14 protein-coding genes are annotated in these 14,101 nt (G+C 71.4%); 4 read left to right on the top strand and 10 right to left on the bottom strand.

The genetic code is table 11. The annotated features are described in order from the left end of the window. Positions 1 to 74: 74 nt before the first annotated feature. From Val02_RS10210 to Val02_RS10165, 10 genes are all read right to left on the bottom strand, one after another. Entirely contained in the window at positions 75 to 1,193 is a 1,119-nt protein-coding gene (locus tag Val02_RS10210; protein ID WP_203898710.1) for a CapA family protein, read from the bottom strand. Further along, the gene (locus tag Val02_RS10205; protein ID WP_203898709.1) at positions 1,186 to 1,974 is read right to left on the bottom strand and encodes an amino acid ABC transporter ATP-binding protein; all 789 of its coding nucleotides are present in this window, start codon (positions 1,972 to 1,974) and stop codon (positions 1,186 to 1,188) included. The genes Val02_RS10210 and Val02_RS10205 overlap by 8 nt, the downstream gene beginning before the upstream one ends. Next, entirely contained in the window at positions 1,971 to 2,777 is an 807-nt protein-coding gene (locus tag Val02_RS10200; protein ID WP_203898708.1) for an amino acid ABC transporter permease, read from the bottom strand. The genes Val02_RS10205 and Val02_RS10200 overlap by 4 nt, the downstream gene beginning before the upstream one ends. Then, a complete protein-coding gene (locus Val02_RS10195; protein WP_203898707.1) occupies positions 2,774 to 3,676 on the bottom strand; it encodes a transporter substrate-binding domain-containing protein in 903 nt (300 codons plus the stop codon). Before Val02_RS10195 ends, Val02_RS10200 begins: the two co-directional genes overlap by 4 nt. Before the next feature lie 116 nt (positions 3,677 to 3,792). Then, positions 3,793 to 4,200 carry an SRPBCC family protein gene (locus tag Val02_RS10190; protein WP_203898706.1) on the bottom strand — a complete coding sequence of 136 codons (408 nt, stop codon included), beginning with the start codon at positions 4,198 to 4,200 and terminating at the stop codon, positions 3,793 to 3,795. Beyond that, entirely contained in the window at positions 4,197 to 4,523 is a 327-nt protein-coding gene (locus tag Val02_RS10185) for an ArsR/SmtB family transcription factor (RefSeq protein ID WP_203898705.1), read from the bottom strand. Before Val02_RS10185 ends, Val02_RS10190 begins: the two co-directional genes overlap by 4 nt. 18 nt (positions 4,524 to 4,541) lie before the next feature. Further along, positions 4,542 to 5,654: an MsnO8 family LLM class oxidoreductase gene (locus Val02_RS10180; RefSeq protein WP_203898704.1), complete on the bottom strand. Its 1,113-nt coding sequence runs from the start codon at positions 5,652 to 5,654 to the stop codon at positions 4,542 to 4,544. A 4-nt stretch (positions 5,655 to 5,658) separates the two neighbouring features. Then, a complete protein-coding gene (locus Val02_RS10175) occupies positions 5,659 to 6,693 on the bottom strand; it encodes an LLM class flavin-dependent oxidoreductase (RefSeq protein WP_203898703.1) in 1,035 nt (344 codons plus the stop codon). After that, on the bottom strand, positions 6,690 to 7,982 hold the full coding sequence (locus Val02_RS10170; protein ID WP_203898702.1) for an NtaA/DmoA family FMN-dependent monooxygenase: 1,293 nt from the start codon (positions 7,980 to 7,982) through the stop codon (positions 6,690 to 6,692). Before Val02_RS10170 ends, Val02_RS10175 begins: the two co-directional genes overlap by 4 nt. Continuing rightward, the gene (locus Val02_RS10165) at positions 7,979 to 9,028 is read right to left on the bottom strand and encodes an LLM class flavin-dependent oxidoreductase (RefSeq protein ID WP_203898701.1); all 1,050 of its coding nucleotides are present in this window, start codon (positions 9,026 to 9,028) and stop codon (positions 7,979 to 7,981) included. The genes Val02_RS10170 and Val02_RS10165 overlap by 4 nt, the downstream gene beginning before the upstream one ends. A gap of 71 nt (positions 9,029 to 9,099) precedes the next feature. Between Val02_RS10165 and Val02_RS10160 the strand changes: the two genes are divergently transcribed. The 4 genes from Val02_RS10160 to Val02_RS10145 are packed head-to-tail and all read left to right on the top strand — an operon-like array spanning position 9,100 to position 14,043. Continuing rightward, positions 9,100 to 10,719, top strand: a complete 1,620-nt coding sequence (locus Val02_RS10160; protein WP_203898700.1) for an ABC transporter substrate-binding protein — start codon at positions 9,100 to 9,102, stop codon at positions 10,717 to 10,719. Then, positions 10,716 to 11,642: an ABC transporter permease gene (locus Val02_RS10155; protein ID WP_203898699.1), complete on the top strand. Its 927-nt coding sequence runs from the start codon at positions 10,716 to 10,718 to the stop codon at positions 11,640 to 11,642. The genes Val02_RS10160 and Val02_RS10155 overlap by 4 nt, the downstream gene beginning before the upstream one ends. Further along, positions 11,639 to 12,487, top strand: a complete 849-nt coding sequence (locus tag Val02_RS10150; protein ID WP_203898698.1) for an ABC transporter permease — start codon at positions 11,639 to 11,641, stop codon at positions 12,485 to 12,487. Before Val02_RS10155 ends, Val02_RS10150 begins: the two co-directional genes overlap by 4 nt. Beyond that, complete coding sequence (locus Val02_RS10145; RefSeq protein WP_239152661.1) at positions 12,484 to 14,043, top strand: dipeptide ABC transporter ATP-binding protein; 1,560 nt, start codon at positions 12,484 to 12,486, stop codon at positions 14,041 to 14,043. Before Val02_RS10150 ends, Val02_RS10145 begins: the two co-directional genes overlap by 4 nt. Positions 14,044 to 14,101: the final 58 nt, after the last annotated feature.

Below are 14,101 nucleotides of genomic sequence, written 5' to 3'. Positions count from 1 at the left end.
ACGACCGTAGGAGCCCGGCGCCGCGCGCGGAAGAACGCACTTTTTCGTTACCCAGGAACCTTTCGGTGACCGGCTCAGGCGACCCGCACCTCGTCGCCGTGCCACTCGAAGGACGTGTTCAAACCCGCCCGGCCGCTGATGTCGGCGATGTAGGCCGCCACGCGCTCGCCCACCTCGTCGCGGCCGTGCGGGACCGGTCTGCCGGCGTCGTCGATCCAGCAGGGGACGAAACCCGCCGTCACCTCGCCGCCGGTGCTGACGCGCACCCTGGCGATCGCGGTGTTCCGGCTCTCCGGATGGAACGGGTAGTACGGCATGTCGGGATCGGGGGCGAACCCGTACAGCTCGACGCGGCGCCTGGCCCAGGCCGCCCGTTCGGCGTTGTCGCCGTCGGGGGTGAGCGCGCGGGTCACCGTGACGAAGTTGCCGAGGCCGTGGAAGATCGGCCGGCCGCGGTACACCTCGACGCCCCGCATGATGTGCGCGTGATGGCCGAAGACGGCGTGCGCACCGGCGTCGATCGCGGCCTTCGCGACGGGGCGTTCGTACATGGCGAGCACCGCCGGCGTGTGGCCGACGCCCTTGTGCATCGAGACCGTCACCACGTCGACCTCGGCGGCGAGGGCCTCGATGTCGGCGGCCATCGCGTCCAGCCCGGCCGGATCCGCGAACGTGTAGATCGTCGGCGGGCCGCCCGGCGACGCGTGGTCGAGTTCGTAGTGTGTCAGGACCTTGACGTAGGCGACGCCGGGCTTGCGGGAGTTCGCCCACGACTCGCGGGGGCCGACGAGGTTGTAGCTGAGCACGCCGACGCGCGTCCCCTCGTGCTCCACGATCGCGGCGCGGCGGGCCTCGTCGAGGTTCGCGCCGGCGCCGGCGGTGTGCAGTCCGGCCTTGCGGGCGTGGCCGATCGTGTCGTGGATGCCGACGTCGCCGAGGTCGTACATGTGGTTGCCGGCGAGCGTCACGACGTGGAAGCCCGCGCCGGCCACCGCCGCCAGGCCCGCAGGGTCGGCGCCCGGTGCCGGGATGTCCGTGCTCAGCTGCACGTCGGCGGTCGAGTGCGGCACCTCGATGTGCCCGATCACCACGTCGCCCGCTTGCAGCACACGGCGCGCCGGGTCGAAGAACGACGCCTGTTCCGGCTCGTCGAGCACGAGATCGCCGACCGCGAGGATGGAGAGCTCAGGCATCGAGGGGAACCTCCGACGGTCCGGTGAAGCGGGACAGGAACGCGCGCAGCCGCGGCGACCGCGGCGCACCGAAGATCTGCGCGGGCGGGCCGGTCTCGACGATGCGCCCCCGATCCATGAACACGCACCGGTCGGCCACCTCGCGGGCGAAGGCCATCTCGTGCGTCACGACGACCATCGTCATGCCGCTGCGCGCGAGGTCCCGCATGACGGCCAGCACCTCGTCCACCAACTCCGGGTCGAGCGCGCTGGTCGGCTCGTCGAAGAACATGATCCGCGGGTCGGTGGCGAGCGCCCGCGCGATGGCGACCCGCTGCTGCTGCCCGCCGGAGAGCTGGCGGGGATAGGCGTTCGCCCGCTCGCCCAGCCCGACGCGCTCCAGCAGCGCCAGCGCCCGATCGCGGGCCGCGGCCGGCGCGACGCCGTGCACGCGCACCGGCGCCTCGGTCAGGTTGCGCAGCACCGTCCAGTGCGGAAAGAGGTGGAACTGCTGGAACACCATGCCCATCCGCCGCCGCTGCTTCGTGATCGCCGCCTCGGACAGGGGTCGCAGGTGCCCGCGGTGCACGGCGTGGCCGAGCAGTTCGCCGTCGAGGTACATCGCGCCGCCGTCGATCGGGGTGAGCTGGTGCAGGCAGCGCACCAGCGTCGACTTGCCCGAACCGCTGGGCCCGATGACGACCACGACCTCGCCCTCCTCGACGCTCAGGTCGACCCCGTCGAGCGCCTGATGGTCGCCGAAGCGCTTCCTGACCCGCACGGCCTGCAGGACCGGCTTCATAGCTGGTGCCCCTGTCCGAAGTGACGTTCCAACCGCTGCTGTCCCAGGGAGAGCACGGTGACGACCACGAGATACCAGACGCAGGCGACCAACAGCATCGGCACCACCTTGTACGTCACGTTGTAGATCACCTGAACGGAGTGCAGCAGGTCCGCCATCGCGATCACCGACACCAGCGACGTCCCCTTGAGCAGCGAGATGAACTGGCTGCCGGTCGGCGGGATGATGACCCGCATCGCCTGGGGCAGCACGACCCGGGTGAACGTCTGCGCCGCGCCGAACCCCATCGCCTTGGCCGCGTCGCGCTGACCCGGGTCGACGGCGAGGATGCCGGCGCGCACGATCTCCGCCATGTACGCCGCCTCGTGCAGGCTCAGCCCGATGATCGCGGCGGTCAACGGCGTGATCAGGTCGTTGGTGTCCCAGCCTGCGATGGTGGGCGCGAGGTAGGCCAGGTTGTACCAGAAGATCAGTTGCACCAGCGGCGGGATGCCGCGGAACAGCCCCACGTAGCCGGTGCTCGCCCAGCGCACCGGCGCGAAGTCGCTGAGTTGCCCGGCGGCGAGCACGACCCCGAGCAGCGAGCCCAGGGTCATCCCGAGAACGGTCAGCAGGAGCGACATGCCGAGGCCCTTGAGGACGTTCGGGTCGAAGAGGTACTCGCCGACCACGGACCACTCGAAGCGCGGGTTGTCGACGAGGAACCACGCGATGCGCAGCACCACGAGCGCGAGCACGATGCCGGTGAGCCAACGGCCCGGCCGCAGTCGCGGCCGGGCGGAGGCGATGTCCACGGTGGTCATCCGGCCGCCGTGTTCATCTTGGGCTCGGTGACGACGACCTTCTGCAGGCCGTACTTGTCCATGATGCGCTTGTATTCGCCGTTCGCGAAGATGGCCTTGAACGCCTGGAGGATGACCGGCCCCAGCTTGCTCGACTTGGGGACCAGCATCGCCAGTTGGTCGACGCCGGCGCCCTGCTCGTCGGTCTGGCTGACGTAGGTGTAGGCGTCCTTCTCCTTGGCCATGGCGTCGATGGCGGCGCTCTCGGTCATGCCGGCGGCGTCGGCCCGGCCGGACTTGGCGGCGAGGATGATCGCGTTGGTGTCGGCGAGCCCGATGAACGTCGGCGCCGGCTTCCCCTTGCCCGTGCACCACGTGGTGAGCTTCTTGATCTGGTCCTCGATGATCGACCCCGAGGTGCCGGCGACCTTCTTGCCGCACAGGTCGTCGGAGGTCTTGATGCCGGCCTTGCTGTCCTTGGGGATCAGGTAGGCGGTGCGGGTGACCATCCAGACGACCGCGTCGAACTCCTTCTCCCGTTCGGCGGTGTCCTTGACCGGCCCGTTGAACGCGTCGTAGCGCCCCGACTGCATGCCGGTGAGCGCGGCCGGCAGCCCGGCGACGATCTCGATCTCGGTCTTGACGCCGAGCACCGCGCCCAGCGCCTCCTGGATCTCCCGGTCGATGCCGGTCACGGTCTTTCCGTCGGGGCCGACGATCCGGTACGGCGGGTGCGAGTCACCGGCGAAGCGGATCACCCCGGCCTTCTTGATCGCCTCGGGCAGGCTGGCGTTCAGCGCGGGGTCGGCCTTCGCGGCGGCACCGGTGGTGCCCTTGTTGTCGTCGTCGCCGTCGCCGCAGGCGGCGGGCAGGAAGAGGAGGGCGGCGAGGGGTAACGAGAGCAAAGCGCGCAGGCGCATGTGGTTTCTCCAGGGGGTGGGCGGCGGCCTGAAGCGGTCAATATGAGTTTGTAGTCTGCACGGGCGTTACAACTACTGTCACATAATCCTCGCTTCAGGCCCGCCGTCAAGAGGGATCAACCATCTAGCCATCCCGGGAGCCGGTCAAGGCAGTCGCGCCACCCCTGGTCGTGTTCGTCCCGCGCTTCTTCGCTATCGAACGCTTCGTGCCGCAGCGTCAACTGCGTCCCGTCCTGTGCCGGAGTGAGTGCGATCGTCACGAGCGTCGACTCGTTCTCGCCGTCCCACTGCCACGTGAAGACGAGGAGGCGGGGCGGGTCGACGGTGCGGTACTCGCCGCTGACCGCCATCCCGACGGCCGGCCCGTCGATGCGGTAGCGACCGCCGACGCGCACATCGGCCTCGGCCGTCGGCGCGAAGCGCTGCGGCCAGAACCATGCGGCCAGCGCCGACGGGTCGGTGAACGCGCGCCAGACCCGTTCGACCGGAAAGGCCAGGTCACGGGTAATGAGAAGCTCGGTCACGCCTCCTCCCCCAGCCAGCGCTCGAGGGAGTCGATCCGCCCGGTCCAGAACGCCCGGTAGTGCTCCAGCCACCCGGCGGCCCCGGCGAGCGGCGCGGCGCGCAACGCGCACACCTGGGAGCGCCCCTCGCGGGTGCGCGCGACGAGCCCGGCGCGTTCGAGGACGGTGACGTGCTTACTGACGGCGACGAGGGACATCGGCAGCGGCCCGGCGAGCGCGGCGATCGTGCGCGGCTGCACGGCCAGAGCCGACACGATGCCGCGCCGCGTGGGGTCGGCAAGCGCGCCGAACGTCAGGTCCAGAGGGTCACGAGGGTTAACCATATGGTTTACTGTGCCTGGTCAGCCCCCGCTTGGCAAGATTCCCCAGGCGTGGGCCAGCAGTTCGAACGAGCGCACCCGGTCGCCGTGGTCGTGCGTGATCGTCGTGACGAGGAGTTCGTCGGCGGCGGTCACCCGCTGCAACACGCGCAGCCGCTCCGCGACCTCGTCCGGGGTCCCCACGAACTGCGTGTCCAGGCGGTCGGCCACCAGCGCGGCGTCCTCCGGCGTCCACGGCGCCTCAGCGGCCTCGGCCGGCGACGGGAACGGGATCGCGCCCTGCCCGGTGCGGATGCTGCGCACCCACAGCCCGTACCCCGCGGCGAGCCGCCGCGCGGCGGCCGTCTCCGGGGCGACCACGACGTCGGCGGAGACGATCACGTACGGCCGGTCGAGCACCTGCGACGGCCGGAACGCCGCCCGGTAGGCCTCGACCGCCTCCAGCACGCTCGCCGGCGCCACGTGGTAATTCGCCCCGAACGGCAGCCCGAGCCGGCCGGCCACCTCCGCGCTCTGCCCCGCGCTGCTGCCCAGGATCCACAGCTCGACCTTCGCGCCCTCGCCCGGGGTGGCCCGCGCGCCCTCGTAGGTGCCGTCGATCAGCGCCCGGATGTCGTCGACGACCTCCGCGAAGTCCGGCGCGACGGCCGCCGGCTGCTGCAGCAGTCGCTGGTAGACGGCAAAGCGCGGCGACGCGGCCAGCACCGAGAAGTCGAACGCTGCGGGAATCAGCAGCCCGTCCTTCTCGAAGGCCTCCTTCCGAGGCCCCTTCGGCGCGGCCGCCGCCTCCTTGCTCCGCTGGCCGGAACGGCCCAGTCCCAGGTCGATCCGGCCCGGGTAGAGCGCGTCCAGCAGCCCGAAGGATTCCACAATGGACAGTGGCGTCCGGTGGCCCACCTGCACGGCCCCGGAGCCGACCCGGATCCGGTCGGTGGCCGCCAGGATCTGTCCGATGAGCACTGCCGGCGCCGCGCTCGCCACACCCGCGGCGAAGTGGTGTTCGGCGACCCAGTAGCGGTGGTAGCCGAACGACTCCGCCCGGCGCGCCAGGTCGATCGTGTTGCGCAGCGCCTGGCCGGCGTCGCTGCCGGAACTGATCGGCGAGAGGTCCAAGATGGACAGTGGAATCGTCAAGGCCTCACACCTCCGGCGCGGGGAACGGTCGACTGGAGATCTCGCGGCGCAGCACGGGCGCCACCTCGCTCTGGAAGAGTTCGAGGGAGGCGCGGTGCTCCTTGTCGGACAGGCCGTCCGCGTCGGCCTGCACGTGCATCACCTCGTGGCCCAGCCGATCGTGGTAGCGGTGCACCTTGTCGATGATCTGCTGCGGGCTGCCGACGAGCAGGGAGCTGCGTTCGATCGCGTCCTCGATCGAGTGGAACACCGGCTGGACACCGGCCCGCCTGAACAGTTCCTGGCGCGACTCGAAGATCGGCCGATAGGTGTCGACCGCCTTCTGCGAGTCGCGGTGCATGTAGAGGCCCGCGCTGCCGGCCCCGACCAGTGCCTTCGACGCGTCGTGGCCGTGGAACGCCAGCCGTTCCCGGTAGTAGGCGACCAGTTCCTCGTAGGGCTCGACCGGGTTGGTCACGTTGGCGGAGAAGAGCGGGTCGCCGTACGACGCGGCCAGGTCGACCGACGCCCGGCTGGTGGCGCTGCCGTGCCAGATGCGGATCGGCTGCTGCAGCGGTCGGGGCAGCGCCTCGGCCTCCTCCAGGGACGGGCGGAAGCGGCCGCTCCAGGTCACCTTCTCCTCGCGCCACAGGCGGGTGAACAGTTCGTAGCCCTCACGGTTGCGCTCCCACTGGTCCTGCGCCGTCACGTGGAAGAGCTTCGCCTGGGCCGCCCCGTTGCCCTTGCCGACGATCAGTTCGAGGCGGCCGCCGCTCAGGTTGTCGAGCGTCGAGTAATCCTCGAACGCCCGCACCGGGTCGAGCAGGCTGAGCGTGGTCACCGCCGTGAAGAGCCGGATCGTGGCCGTCCGCGCGGCGATGTGGCTCAGCACCACCGGCGGCGACGAGGAGATGAACGGCCGCTCGTGGCGTTCGCCGACCCCGAAGCCGTCGAACCCGACCTGCTCGGCGAAGACGGCGTTGTCGACGACCTCGCGCAGCCGTTCCCGGGGGGACTTTGTGCCCCGGTCCACGATGAGCGTGATCGCGAGGAACTTCATCGCTTCACCAACCCCAGGTGCTCCCGCAGGGTGCTCGTCGTGTACTCGGTGCGCAGGACGCCGCGTTCCTGCAGCAGCGGCACGACCCTGTCGACGAACTCGTCGAGCCCGCCCGGAACGATGTGCGGCACCAGGATGAACCCGTCGGCCGCGTCGGCCTGCACGTGCTCGTCCAGCGCCTGCGCGATCGCCGACGGGGTGCCGACGAAGTTCTGCCGGCCGGTCACCTCGATGATGAGGTCCCGGATCCCGAGGCCCTTCTCCTGCGCCAGGGCGCGCCACTCCCGCGCCTTCTCGATCGGGTCGTCGTAGAGCCGGGTGCGCCCCTTGATGATCGAGTCGGCCTCCGGCACCGGGTCGAACGCCGGCAGCGGCCCGTCCGGGTCGTGGTCGCTGAGATCCTTGTTCCACAGCTGTTCCAGCAACAGGATCGCGGTCTGCGGGCTCACCTGCTGGCGGCGGATGTGGTGGGCACGTTCGCGGGCGTCGGCGTCGGTGTCGCCGAGGACGAACGTGCTCGCCGGCAGGATCTTCAACTCCTCCGGCCGCCGGCCGTACTTCGCCATCCGGCCCTTCACGTCGGCGTAGAACGCCTTCCCGGCCTCGAGCGTGCCGTGCCGGGAGAAGATGGCGTCCGCGTCCTTCGCGGCGAACTCCCGGCCCGGGTCGGAGTCGCCCGCCTGGATGATGAGCGGGTGGCCCTGCGGGCCCTTCGGCACCGTCACCCGACCCCGGATGTCGATGTGCTGTCCACTGTGGACGAACTCGTCCGGCGCGTCCCTCCCCGCCGCCCAGCTGTCCCAGAGTTCGCGCGCCGTCTGCAACACCTCGGCGGCGCGGCTGTACCGGTCGGCCCGGTCCAGGTAGCCGCCGCGGCGGAAGTTCTCGCCGGTGAACGCGTCCGAGGAGGTGACGACGTTCCAGCCGACCCGGCCCTCGGTCAGGTGGTCCAGGGTCGCCAGTTTGCGGGCCAGTTCGTACGGCTCGTTGAAGGTCGCGTTCACCGTTCCGGTGAGGCCGAGATGATCCGTGACGGCGGCGAGGCCGGCGAGCAGGGTGAGCGCGTCGGGCCGGCCGACCACGTCGAGATCGTGGATGCGGCCGCGCTGCTCACGCAGGCGCAGTCCCTCGGCGAGGAAGAAGAAGTCGAACCTGCCCCGCTCGGCCGTTTGCGCGAAACGGGTGAACGAGTCGAACGCGATCTGGCTGCCCGACTCGGGGTCGCTCCACACGGTGGTGTTGTTGACGCCCGGGAAGTGCGCCGCCAGAATCACCTGCTTCTTGCTCATGCGCTCGCTCCCGCGTAGCGGTTGACGGCGACGGGCAGGCCGAGGCGCTCCCGCAGCGTGGATTCGGCGTACGCGGTGCGGAAGGCGCCGCGTTCCTGCAGCAGCGGCACGACGCGCTCCACGACGGTCGCGAGGTCGTCGGGCAGCACGGCGGGCCGCAGCCGGAACCCGTCGATCCCGGCCTCCCGCTCGTCGAGCAGCAGCTCCACCAGCTCCTCCGGCGTGCCGGTGAAGACGTGCGCGTCGCTGTCGAACGCCGCCCCGTCGAAGCTGACCACGAGGTCGAGGAAGACCTTCGCCGGTCGCACACCCTCCACAATGGACGGATCGGTCACGTACACCACGTCGGCCGAGCCGGCCGCGAACTCCAGCGGTAGCTGGTCGTGCGCGAGCGCGGTGACGACGGGCTGCCCCTGCGGCGGCCGGGGCACGATCGACGGTCCCTTCACGCTGAAGAAGCGGCCGGCGAAGTCGACGTAGTGCAGCTTCTCCCGGTCCACGAACCGGCCGGTGGCCACGTCGCGGATGACCGCGTCGTCCTCCCAGCTGTCCCAGAGCCGCCGCACGACCTCGACGTGATCGGCCGCCTCGGCGAAGAGTTCGGCCACGAAGCGGGCGGACTCGTCGTCCAGGTGCGCCGGATCCAGGTCGGGGAAGACGCGGTGACCGAACTGCGCCGCCTCGGCCGGGCGGCCGGACACCCGCACCTGCCAGCCCGCGCGGCCGTTGCTGATGTGGTCGAGCGTCGCCAGTTCCGTCGAGACATGGAACGGCTCGGTGTGCGTGACGGTGACGACCGGGACCAGCCCGATGCGGCTCGTGGCCGGGGCCACCCGCGCGGCGACGAGCAGCGCGTCCAACCGCCCGGGGGGACCGGCGACCGGCGGCCCGAGCGTGTCCTCGAACGTGACGAAATCGAGGAGCCCCCGCTCGGCGGTGCGCACCAGGTCCCGCCAGTACCCCGGTCTCAGCACTTCCGGGGAGCGGGCCGCCGGATGCCAGCCGGCGCCGTCGAGCGCGACCGCCAGGTGCAGATGTCGGGTCATCCAAGCCTCCGCATTGACCACAGCCGTTTGCCTATTACCCCTTACCCTACAGATGTGATAGGAATTTGGCCATGCGCAGACGACTCCTTGCCACCCTGGCCGCGGCGACGTTGCTCGCGACCGGTTGCAGCGCGACGGAAGGGTCCGGCACCGACGCCGGCGCGCCCATCCAGGGCGGCTCGCTCACGTGGGCCGTCGAGACCGAGCCGATCACGTTCAACCCGCACCAGTACGCGCAGGCGAAGGCGCGACTGCTCGTGTGGAACAGCTTCGAGGCGCTGCTGACGCACGATGACAAAGGCGGTTACCTGCCCTGGCTCGCCACCGCGTGGACGGCCTCCCCGGACGGCCTCGCCTACACGTTCACGCTGCGCGGCGGCGTGACGTTCCACGACGGCGAACGCTTCACCGCCGCCGCCGTCAAGGCCAACCTGGACCAGCTGCTGGTGCCCGGCTACGCGCCCACCGTCGCCGCCACCCAGCTGAAGAACTACGCCGGCGCCGACGTGGTGAACGACACCACCCTCGTGGTCAGGCTCAAGCAGCCGGACGCGCCCATCCTCGACTTCTTCTCCTCCCCGCAGGGCGCGCAGGTGTCGCCGAAGTCGTTCGGCAGTCCCGATCTCAAGGCGGGCGGGCCGAGCGTCGTCGGGACCGGGCCGTTCATCCTGGACCGGTACACCAAGGGGCAGGAGGTGCACTACCGCAAGAACCCGGTGTACGACTGGGCACCGGAGAACGCCGGGCACCAGGGCACCGCATACCTCGACGAGGTCACCTACCGGTTCCTCAAGGAGTCGGCCGTGCGCGTCGGCGCGCTCACCTCCGGACAGGTCGACGTCGTCGAGGGCGTGCCCGCCACGGAGCAGGAACTGCTGGCCGGCGACCCCGAGTTGAGCTTCACCAAGCAGCTCAACAGCGGCACCGCCTACAGCTACTACTTCAACCAGACGCACGCGCCCTTCGACGACGAGCGGGTGCGCAGGGCGTTCCGCGACGCGGTGGATCTCGACGCCGTGCTGAACGGCGTCTACCGCGGCACCGCCACCCGGGCGTGGAGCATCGTCAGCCCGGCGAGCCCGTTCTACGACGCGACGCTCGCGAAGTCCTACGGCAACAACCCGTCCGGGGCGAACGCGCTGCTGGATCAGGCGGGCTGGTCGCAGAAGGACGGCGACGGCTTCCGCACCAGGGACGGCAAGCGGCTGACCGTGCGGATCGTGCTGTCGGCGCCGTTCGTGCGGGACCGGCGGGACGTCCTCGCCCAGGCCGTGCAGGCCGCGGTGAAGCAGAGCGCCGGCATCGACCTCCAGGTCCGCATCGTCGACCAGGGAACGGCGAACGACGCGATCGCCAAGGGCGAGTTCGAACTCTTCGACAACTCCCGCGCCGACACCGACGCCGGCGCCGCGCTCAGCCTCATCCTGCCCAAGGGCGCGCCCATCAACCGGCACGGCTACACCACGCCGGAACTGGAAACCCTTGTCGCGCAAGGGGCCGCCACCACCGACCCGGCCAAGCGCAAGGAGATCTACACCCGGGTGCAGAGGATCCTGGCCGACAACGCCACGCTGCTGCCGCTCTACGCGCCGGCCGACCAGATCGCCGCCCGGCGCACCGTCGGCGGGCTGCGCTTCGAACCGACCGCCGGCGTCCCGGGCAGCGCCTACAACGTGTGGGTCAACCGATGACAGCCGTCCTCAAACGGCTCGGCGGCAGCGTGCTCGTCCTCTGGGCGGCGGCCACGGCGGCCTACCTCGCGCTGCGGCTCTCCCCCGGCGACACCGTCGACACCCTGGTCGGCGACGGGCCGGACACCCCGCAGATCCGGGCCGCCATCATCGCGGACCTCGGCCTGGACAAGCCCGCCGTCGTGCAGTACCTGACCTACCTGTGGCGGCTGCTGCACGGCGACCTCGGCCGTTCCTACGTGTTGCAGCGGCCGGTCGTCGACGTCATCGGCGGGCAGGTCTGGCCGACGGTCAAGCTGACGCTGCTCGCGTCGGCGTTCTGCGTGGTGATCGCGCTCGGGCTCGCCGTGCTCACCGCCGGGCGGGGCCGCTGGCTGCGCGGGTTCGTCTCCGGTGTCGAACTGACCGTCGTCTCCGCGCCGGCGTTCCTCATCGGGATCCTGCTGCTGAGCCTCTTCTCGTTCCGGCTCGGCTGGTTCCCGGTCTCCGGGGACCGGGACGCGGCGGCCCTGGTGCTGCCGGCGCTGTCGCTGGCCCTGCCGCTCGGCGGGCTGCTCAGTCAGGTGCTGCGCGAGGGGCTCGAACGCGCGCTCGAGGAGCCGTTCGCGTTGACCGCACGGGCGCGCGGGCTGACGTCGTACGCCGTCGTGGCGCGCCACGCGCTGCGGCACGCGCTGCTGCCGACCGTGACGCTCGCCGGCACGCTCATCGGGTTCATGCTCAGTGCCGCCGTCGTCGTCGAACGGGTCTTCGGCCGGCCGGGGCTCGGCGAGGTCGCCACGGAAGCCGTGGGCAACAAGGACATCCCGGTGGTGCTCGCGGTCGTCATGCTCGCCGCGGCGGTGTACGTGGCGCTCTCCACGCTGGCGGACCTGGCGTATCTGCTCATCGATCCTCGGCTGCGAAAGGAGGCGGCGGCATGACGGTCGTCCTGCCTCGTCCGTCCACTGTGGACCTGCGGGTGCGCGCGACGCCCGGCACCGTCGCGGCGGTGCTCGTCCTGGGACTCGTCGCCGTCGCCGTCGTCGCGCCGTCGCTGATCGCCGGGGACGACCCGCTCGCCGCCGATCCCCTGCACACGCTCGACCCGCCCGACACCGCGCACTGGTTCGGCACCGACCAGCTCGGGCGCGACGTGTTCACCCGCGTCGTGCACGGGGCCCGCTACTCGCTGAGCATCGGGGTCGCCGCCACCGCGCTCTCCGTCGCCGTCGGCGGGCTGCTCGGGCTCGTCGCCGGCCTCTCCCCGCGACCCGTCGACGGGCTGCTGAGCCGGGCGTTCGACGTGCTGTCGGCATTCCCGGAGGTGTTGCTGGCGCTGCTGTTCATCGCGTTGACGGCACCGGGCGCGCCGTCGCTCGTGCTGGCGATCGCGCTGTCGTTCGCACCCCGGTACGGGCGCATCGTGCGGGCGCAGACGATGGTGGTGCGGCGGTCCGGATACGTCGAGCAGGCGCGGACGTTCGGGCTGTCGGGCGTGCGACTCGCCGGGCGGCACATCCTGCCGAACGTCCTCGGCCCCCTGCCGGTGCTCGCCACCATCGGGCTCGGCTCGGCCGTGGTGAACGCCGCCGCGCTGAGCTTCCTCGGCATGGGGCCGCAGCCGCCCTCCCCCGAGTGGGGCGCCATGCTCTCGGAGAGCCGCAACTACCTGCGGGTCGCCTGGTGGACGGCCGTCCTGCCGGGCGCCACGCTCACGGTCACGGTCGTCGCGCTCACCGCCGTCGGACGGCGGCTGCAGCGCCGCTTCGAGGGGAGACGCGCGTGAAACCGCTGGTGTCCATTGTGGACCTGCACGTCAGCTTCCCCGGTCCGGTGCACGCCGTGCGCGGGATCAGCTTCGACATCCTCCCCGGCGAACGGGTGGCGCTCGTCGGCGAGAGCGGTTCGGGCAAGAGCGTCACGGCGCGGACCCTCGTCGGCCTCGCCGGTCCGACGGCGTCGGTGCGCGTGCAGCGGCTCGTCGTGGACGGCCACGACACCCGTGATTTCACGGAACGGCACTGGCGACGGCTGCGTGGCCGGGGCGCCGGACTGGTGCTGCAGGACGCGCTCGTCTCGCTCGACCCGCTGCGCACCGTCGGGCGGGAGATCGGCGAGGTGCTGCGCACGCACGACATCGGTGAACGGCGCGCGCGTCCCACCCGGGTCACCGAACTCCTCGACGCCGTGCACGTCCCCGAACCGGCGCTCCGCGCCAAGCAGTACCCGCACCAGCTCTCCGGCGGGCTGCGCCAGCGCGCACTCATCGCCTCCGCCATCGCGGCCGACCCGCCGCTGCTCATCGCCGACGAACCCACCACCGCCCTCGACGTCACCGTCCAGGCCCAGATCCTGCGCCTGCTGGCCGAACGCGACGGCGCCCTCCTGCTGGTGAGCCACGACCTGTCGGTGGTGTCGCAGCTCGCCGACCGGGTGCTCGTCATGCACGACGGCCGCATCGTCGAACAGGGCCCGACCGCCCGCGTGCTGACCGCGCCCGAGCACCGCTACACCCGCACCCTCCTCGCGGCGGTTCCCACGGCGGCCTCGCGCGGCAAGCGACTGTCCACAGTGGAACGCCTCCCGCTGCCGCCGCGCGTCGTGGACACCGCCGACGTGGTGCTGCGCGCCGACGGCGTGCACAAGCGGTTCGGCACCCGGCACGCCGTGAACGACGTGAGCTTCACGCTCGCGCGCGGCGAGACCCTGGGCGTCGTCGGCGAGAGCGGCTCCGGCAAGACCACGCTCGCCCGCATCGCGCTGGCGCTCACCGAGCCCGACGGGGGGACGGTGCGCCTCGGCGACGTGCCGTGGAGCGGCGTGCGCGAACGCCTGCGCAGGCCGCACCGGCGCCGGATCCAGTCCGTGGCGCAGGATCCGCTCAGTTCGTTCGACCCGAGGTACACCGTCGAGAAGATCGTGGGTGAGCCGCTCCCCGACGCCGACCGGCGCGGACGCGTGGTGGAACTGCTGGAACGCGTCGGGCTCGGCGTGACCTTCCTGCGGCGCCGCCCGCGCGACCTCTCCGGCGGACAGCGCCAGCGGGTGGCGATCGCCCGCGCGCTCGGCCCCCGGCCGGACGTGCTCGTCTGCGACGAACCGGTCTCCGCGCTGGACGTGTCGATCCAGGCGCAGATCCTCGACCTGCTCGCCGAGATCCAGGCGGCCGACGGGACGGCGCTGCTGTTCATCTCGCACGACCTGGGGGTGGTGCACCACCTGGCGGACCGGGTGCTGGTGATGAAGGACGGCCGCGTGATCGAACGCGGCCCCGCTTCCCGGGTCCTGACGTCCCCGACGCACGAGTACACGAGGGAACTGGTCGCGGCCGTCGCGCGATAGGCGCGGCCGGGTGCGCGGGCACGCAGAGCCTTGCCCATCCTAGGAGGCTAGGACCCAT

The sequence above is a fragment of the Virgisporangium aliadipatigenens genome, from assembly GCF_016863615.1.
GTDB classification, from domain to species: Bacteria; Actinomycetota; Actinomycetes; order Mycobacteriales; family Micromonosporaceae; genus Virgisporangium; species Virgisporangium aliadipatigenens.
This window is presented reverse-complemented; position numbering and strand designations above follow the sequence as displayed.

Coding starts and splice junctions, on each gene's coding strand:
- Val02_RS10170 (WP_203898702.1), bottom strand. CDS start 7,982: ATGAGCAAGAAGCAGGTGATTCTGGCGGCGCACTTCCCGGGCGTCAAC.
- Val02_RS10155 (WP_203898699.1), top strand. CDS start 10,716: ATGACAGCCGTCCTCAAACGGCTCGGCGGCAGCGTGCTCGTCCTCTGG.
- Val02_RS10200 (WP_203898708.1), bottom strand. CDS start 2,777: ATGACCACCGTGGACATCGCCTCCGCCCGGCCGCGACTGCGGCCGGGC.
- Val02_RS10165 (WP_203898701.1), bottom strand. CDS start 9,028: ATGACCCGACATCTGCACCTGGCGGTCGCGCTCGACGGCGCCGGCTGG.
- Val02_RS10210 (WP_203898710.1), bottom strand. CDS start 1,193: ATGCCTGAGCTCTCCATCCTCGCGGTCGGCGATCTCGTGCTCGACGAG.
- Val02_RS10195 (WP_203898707.1), bottom strand. CDS start 3,676: ATGCGCCTGCGCGCTTTGCTCTCGTTACCCCTCGCCGCCCTCCTCTTC.
- Val02_RS10150 (WP_203898698.1), top strand. CDS start 11,639: ATGACGGTCGTCCTGCCTCGTCCGTCCACTGTGGACCTGCGGGTGCGC.
- Val02_RS10160 (WP_203898700.1), top strand. CDS start 9,100: ATGCGCAGACGACTCCTTGCCACCCTGGCCGCGGCGACGTTGCTCGCG.
- Val02_RS10205 (WP_203898709.1), bottom strand. CDS start 1,974: ATGAAGCCGGTCCTGCAGGCCGTGCGGGTCAGGAAGCGCTTCGGCGAC.
- Val02_RS10185 (WP_203898705.1), bottom strand. CDS start 4,523: ATGGTTAACCCTCGTGACCCTCTGGACCTGACGTTCGGCGCGCTTGCC.
- Val02_RS10175 (WP_203898703.1), bottom strand. CDS start 6,693: ATGAAGTTCCTCGCGATCACGCTCATCGTGGACCGGGGCACAAAGTCC.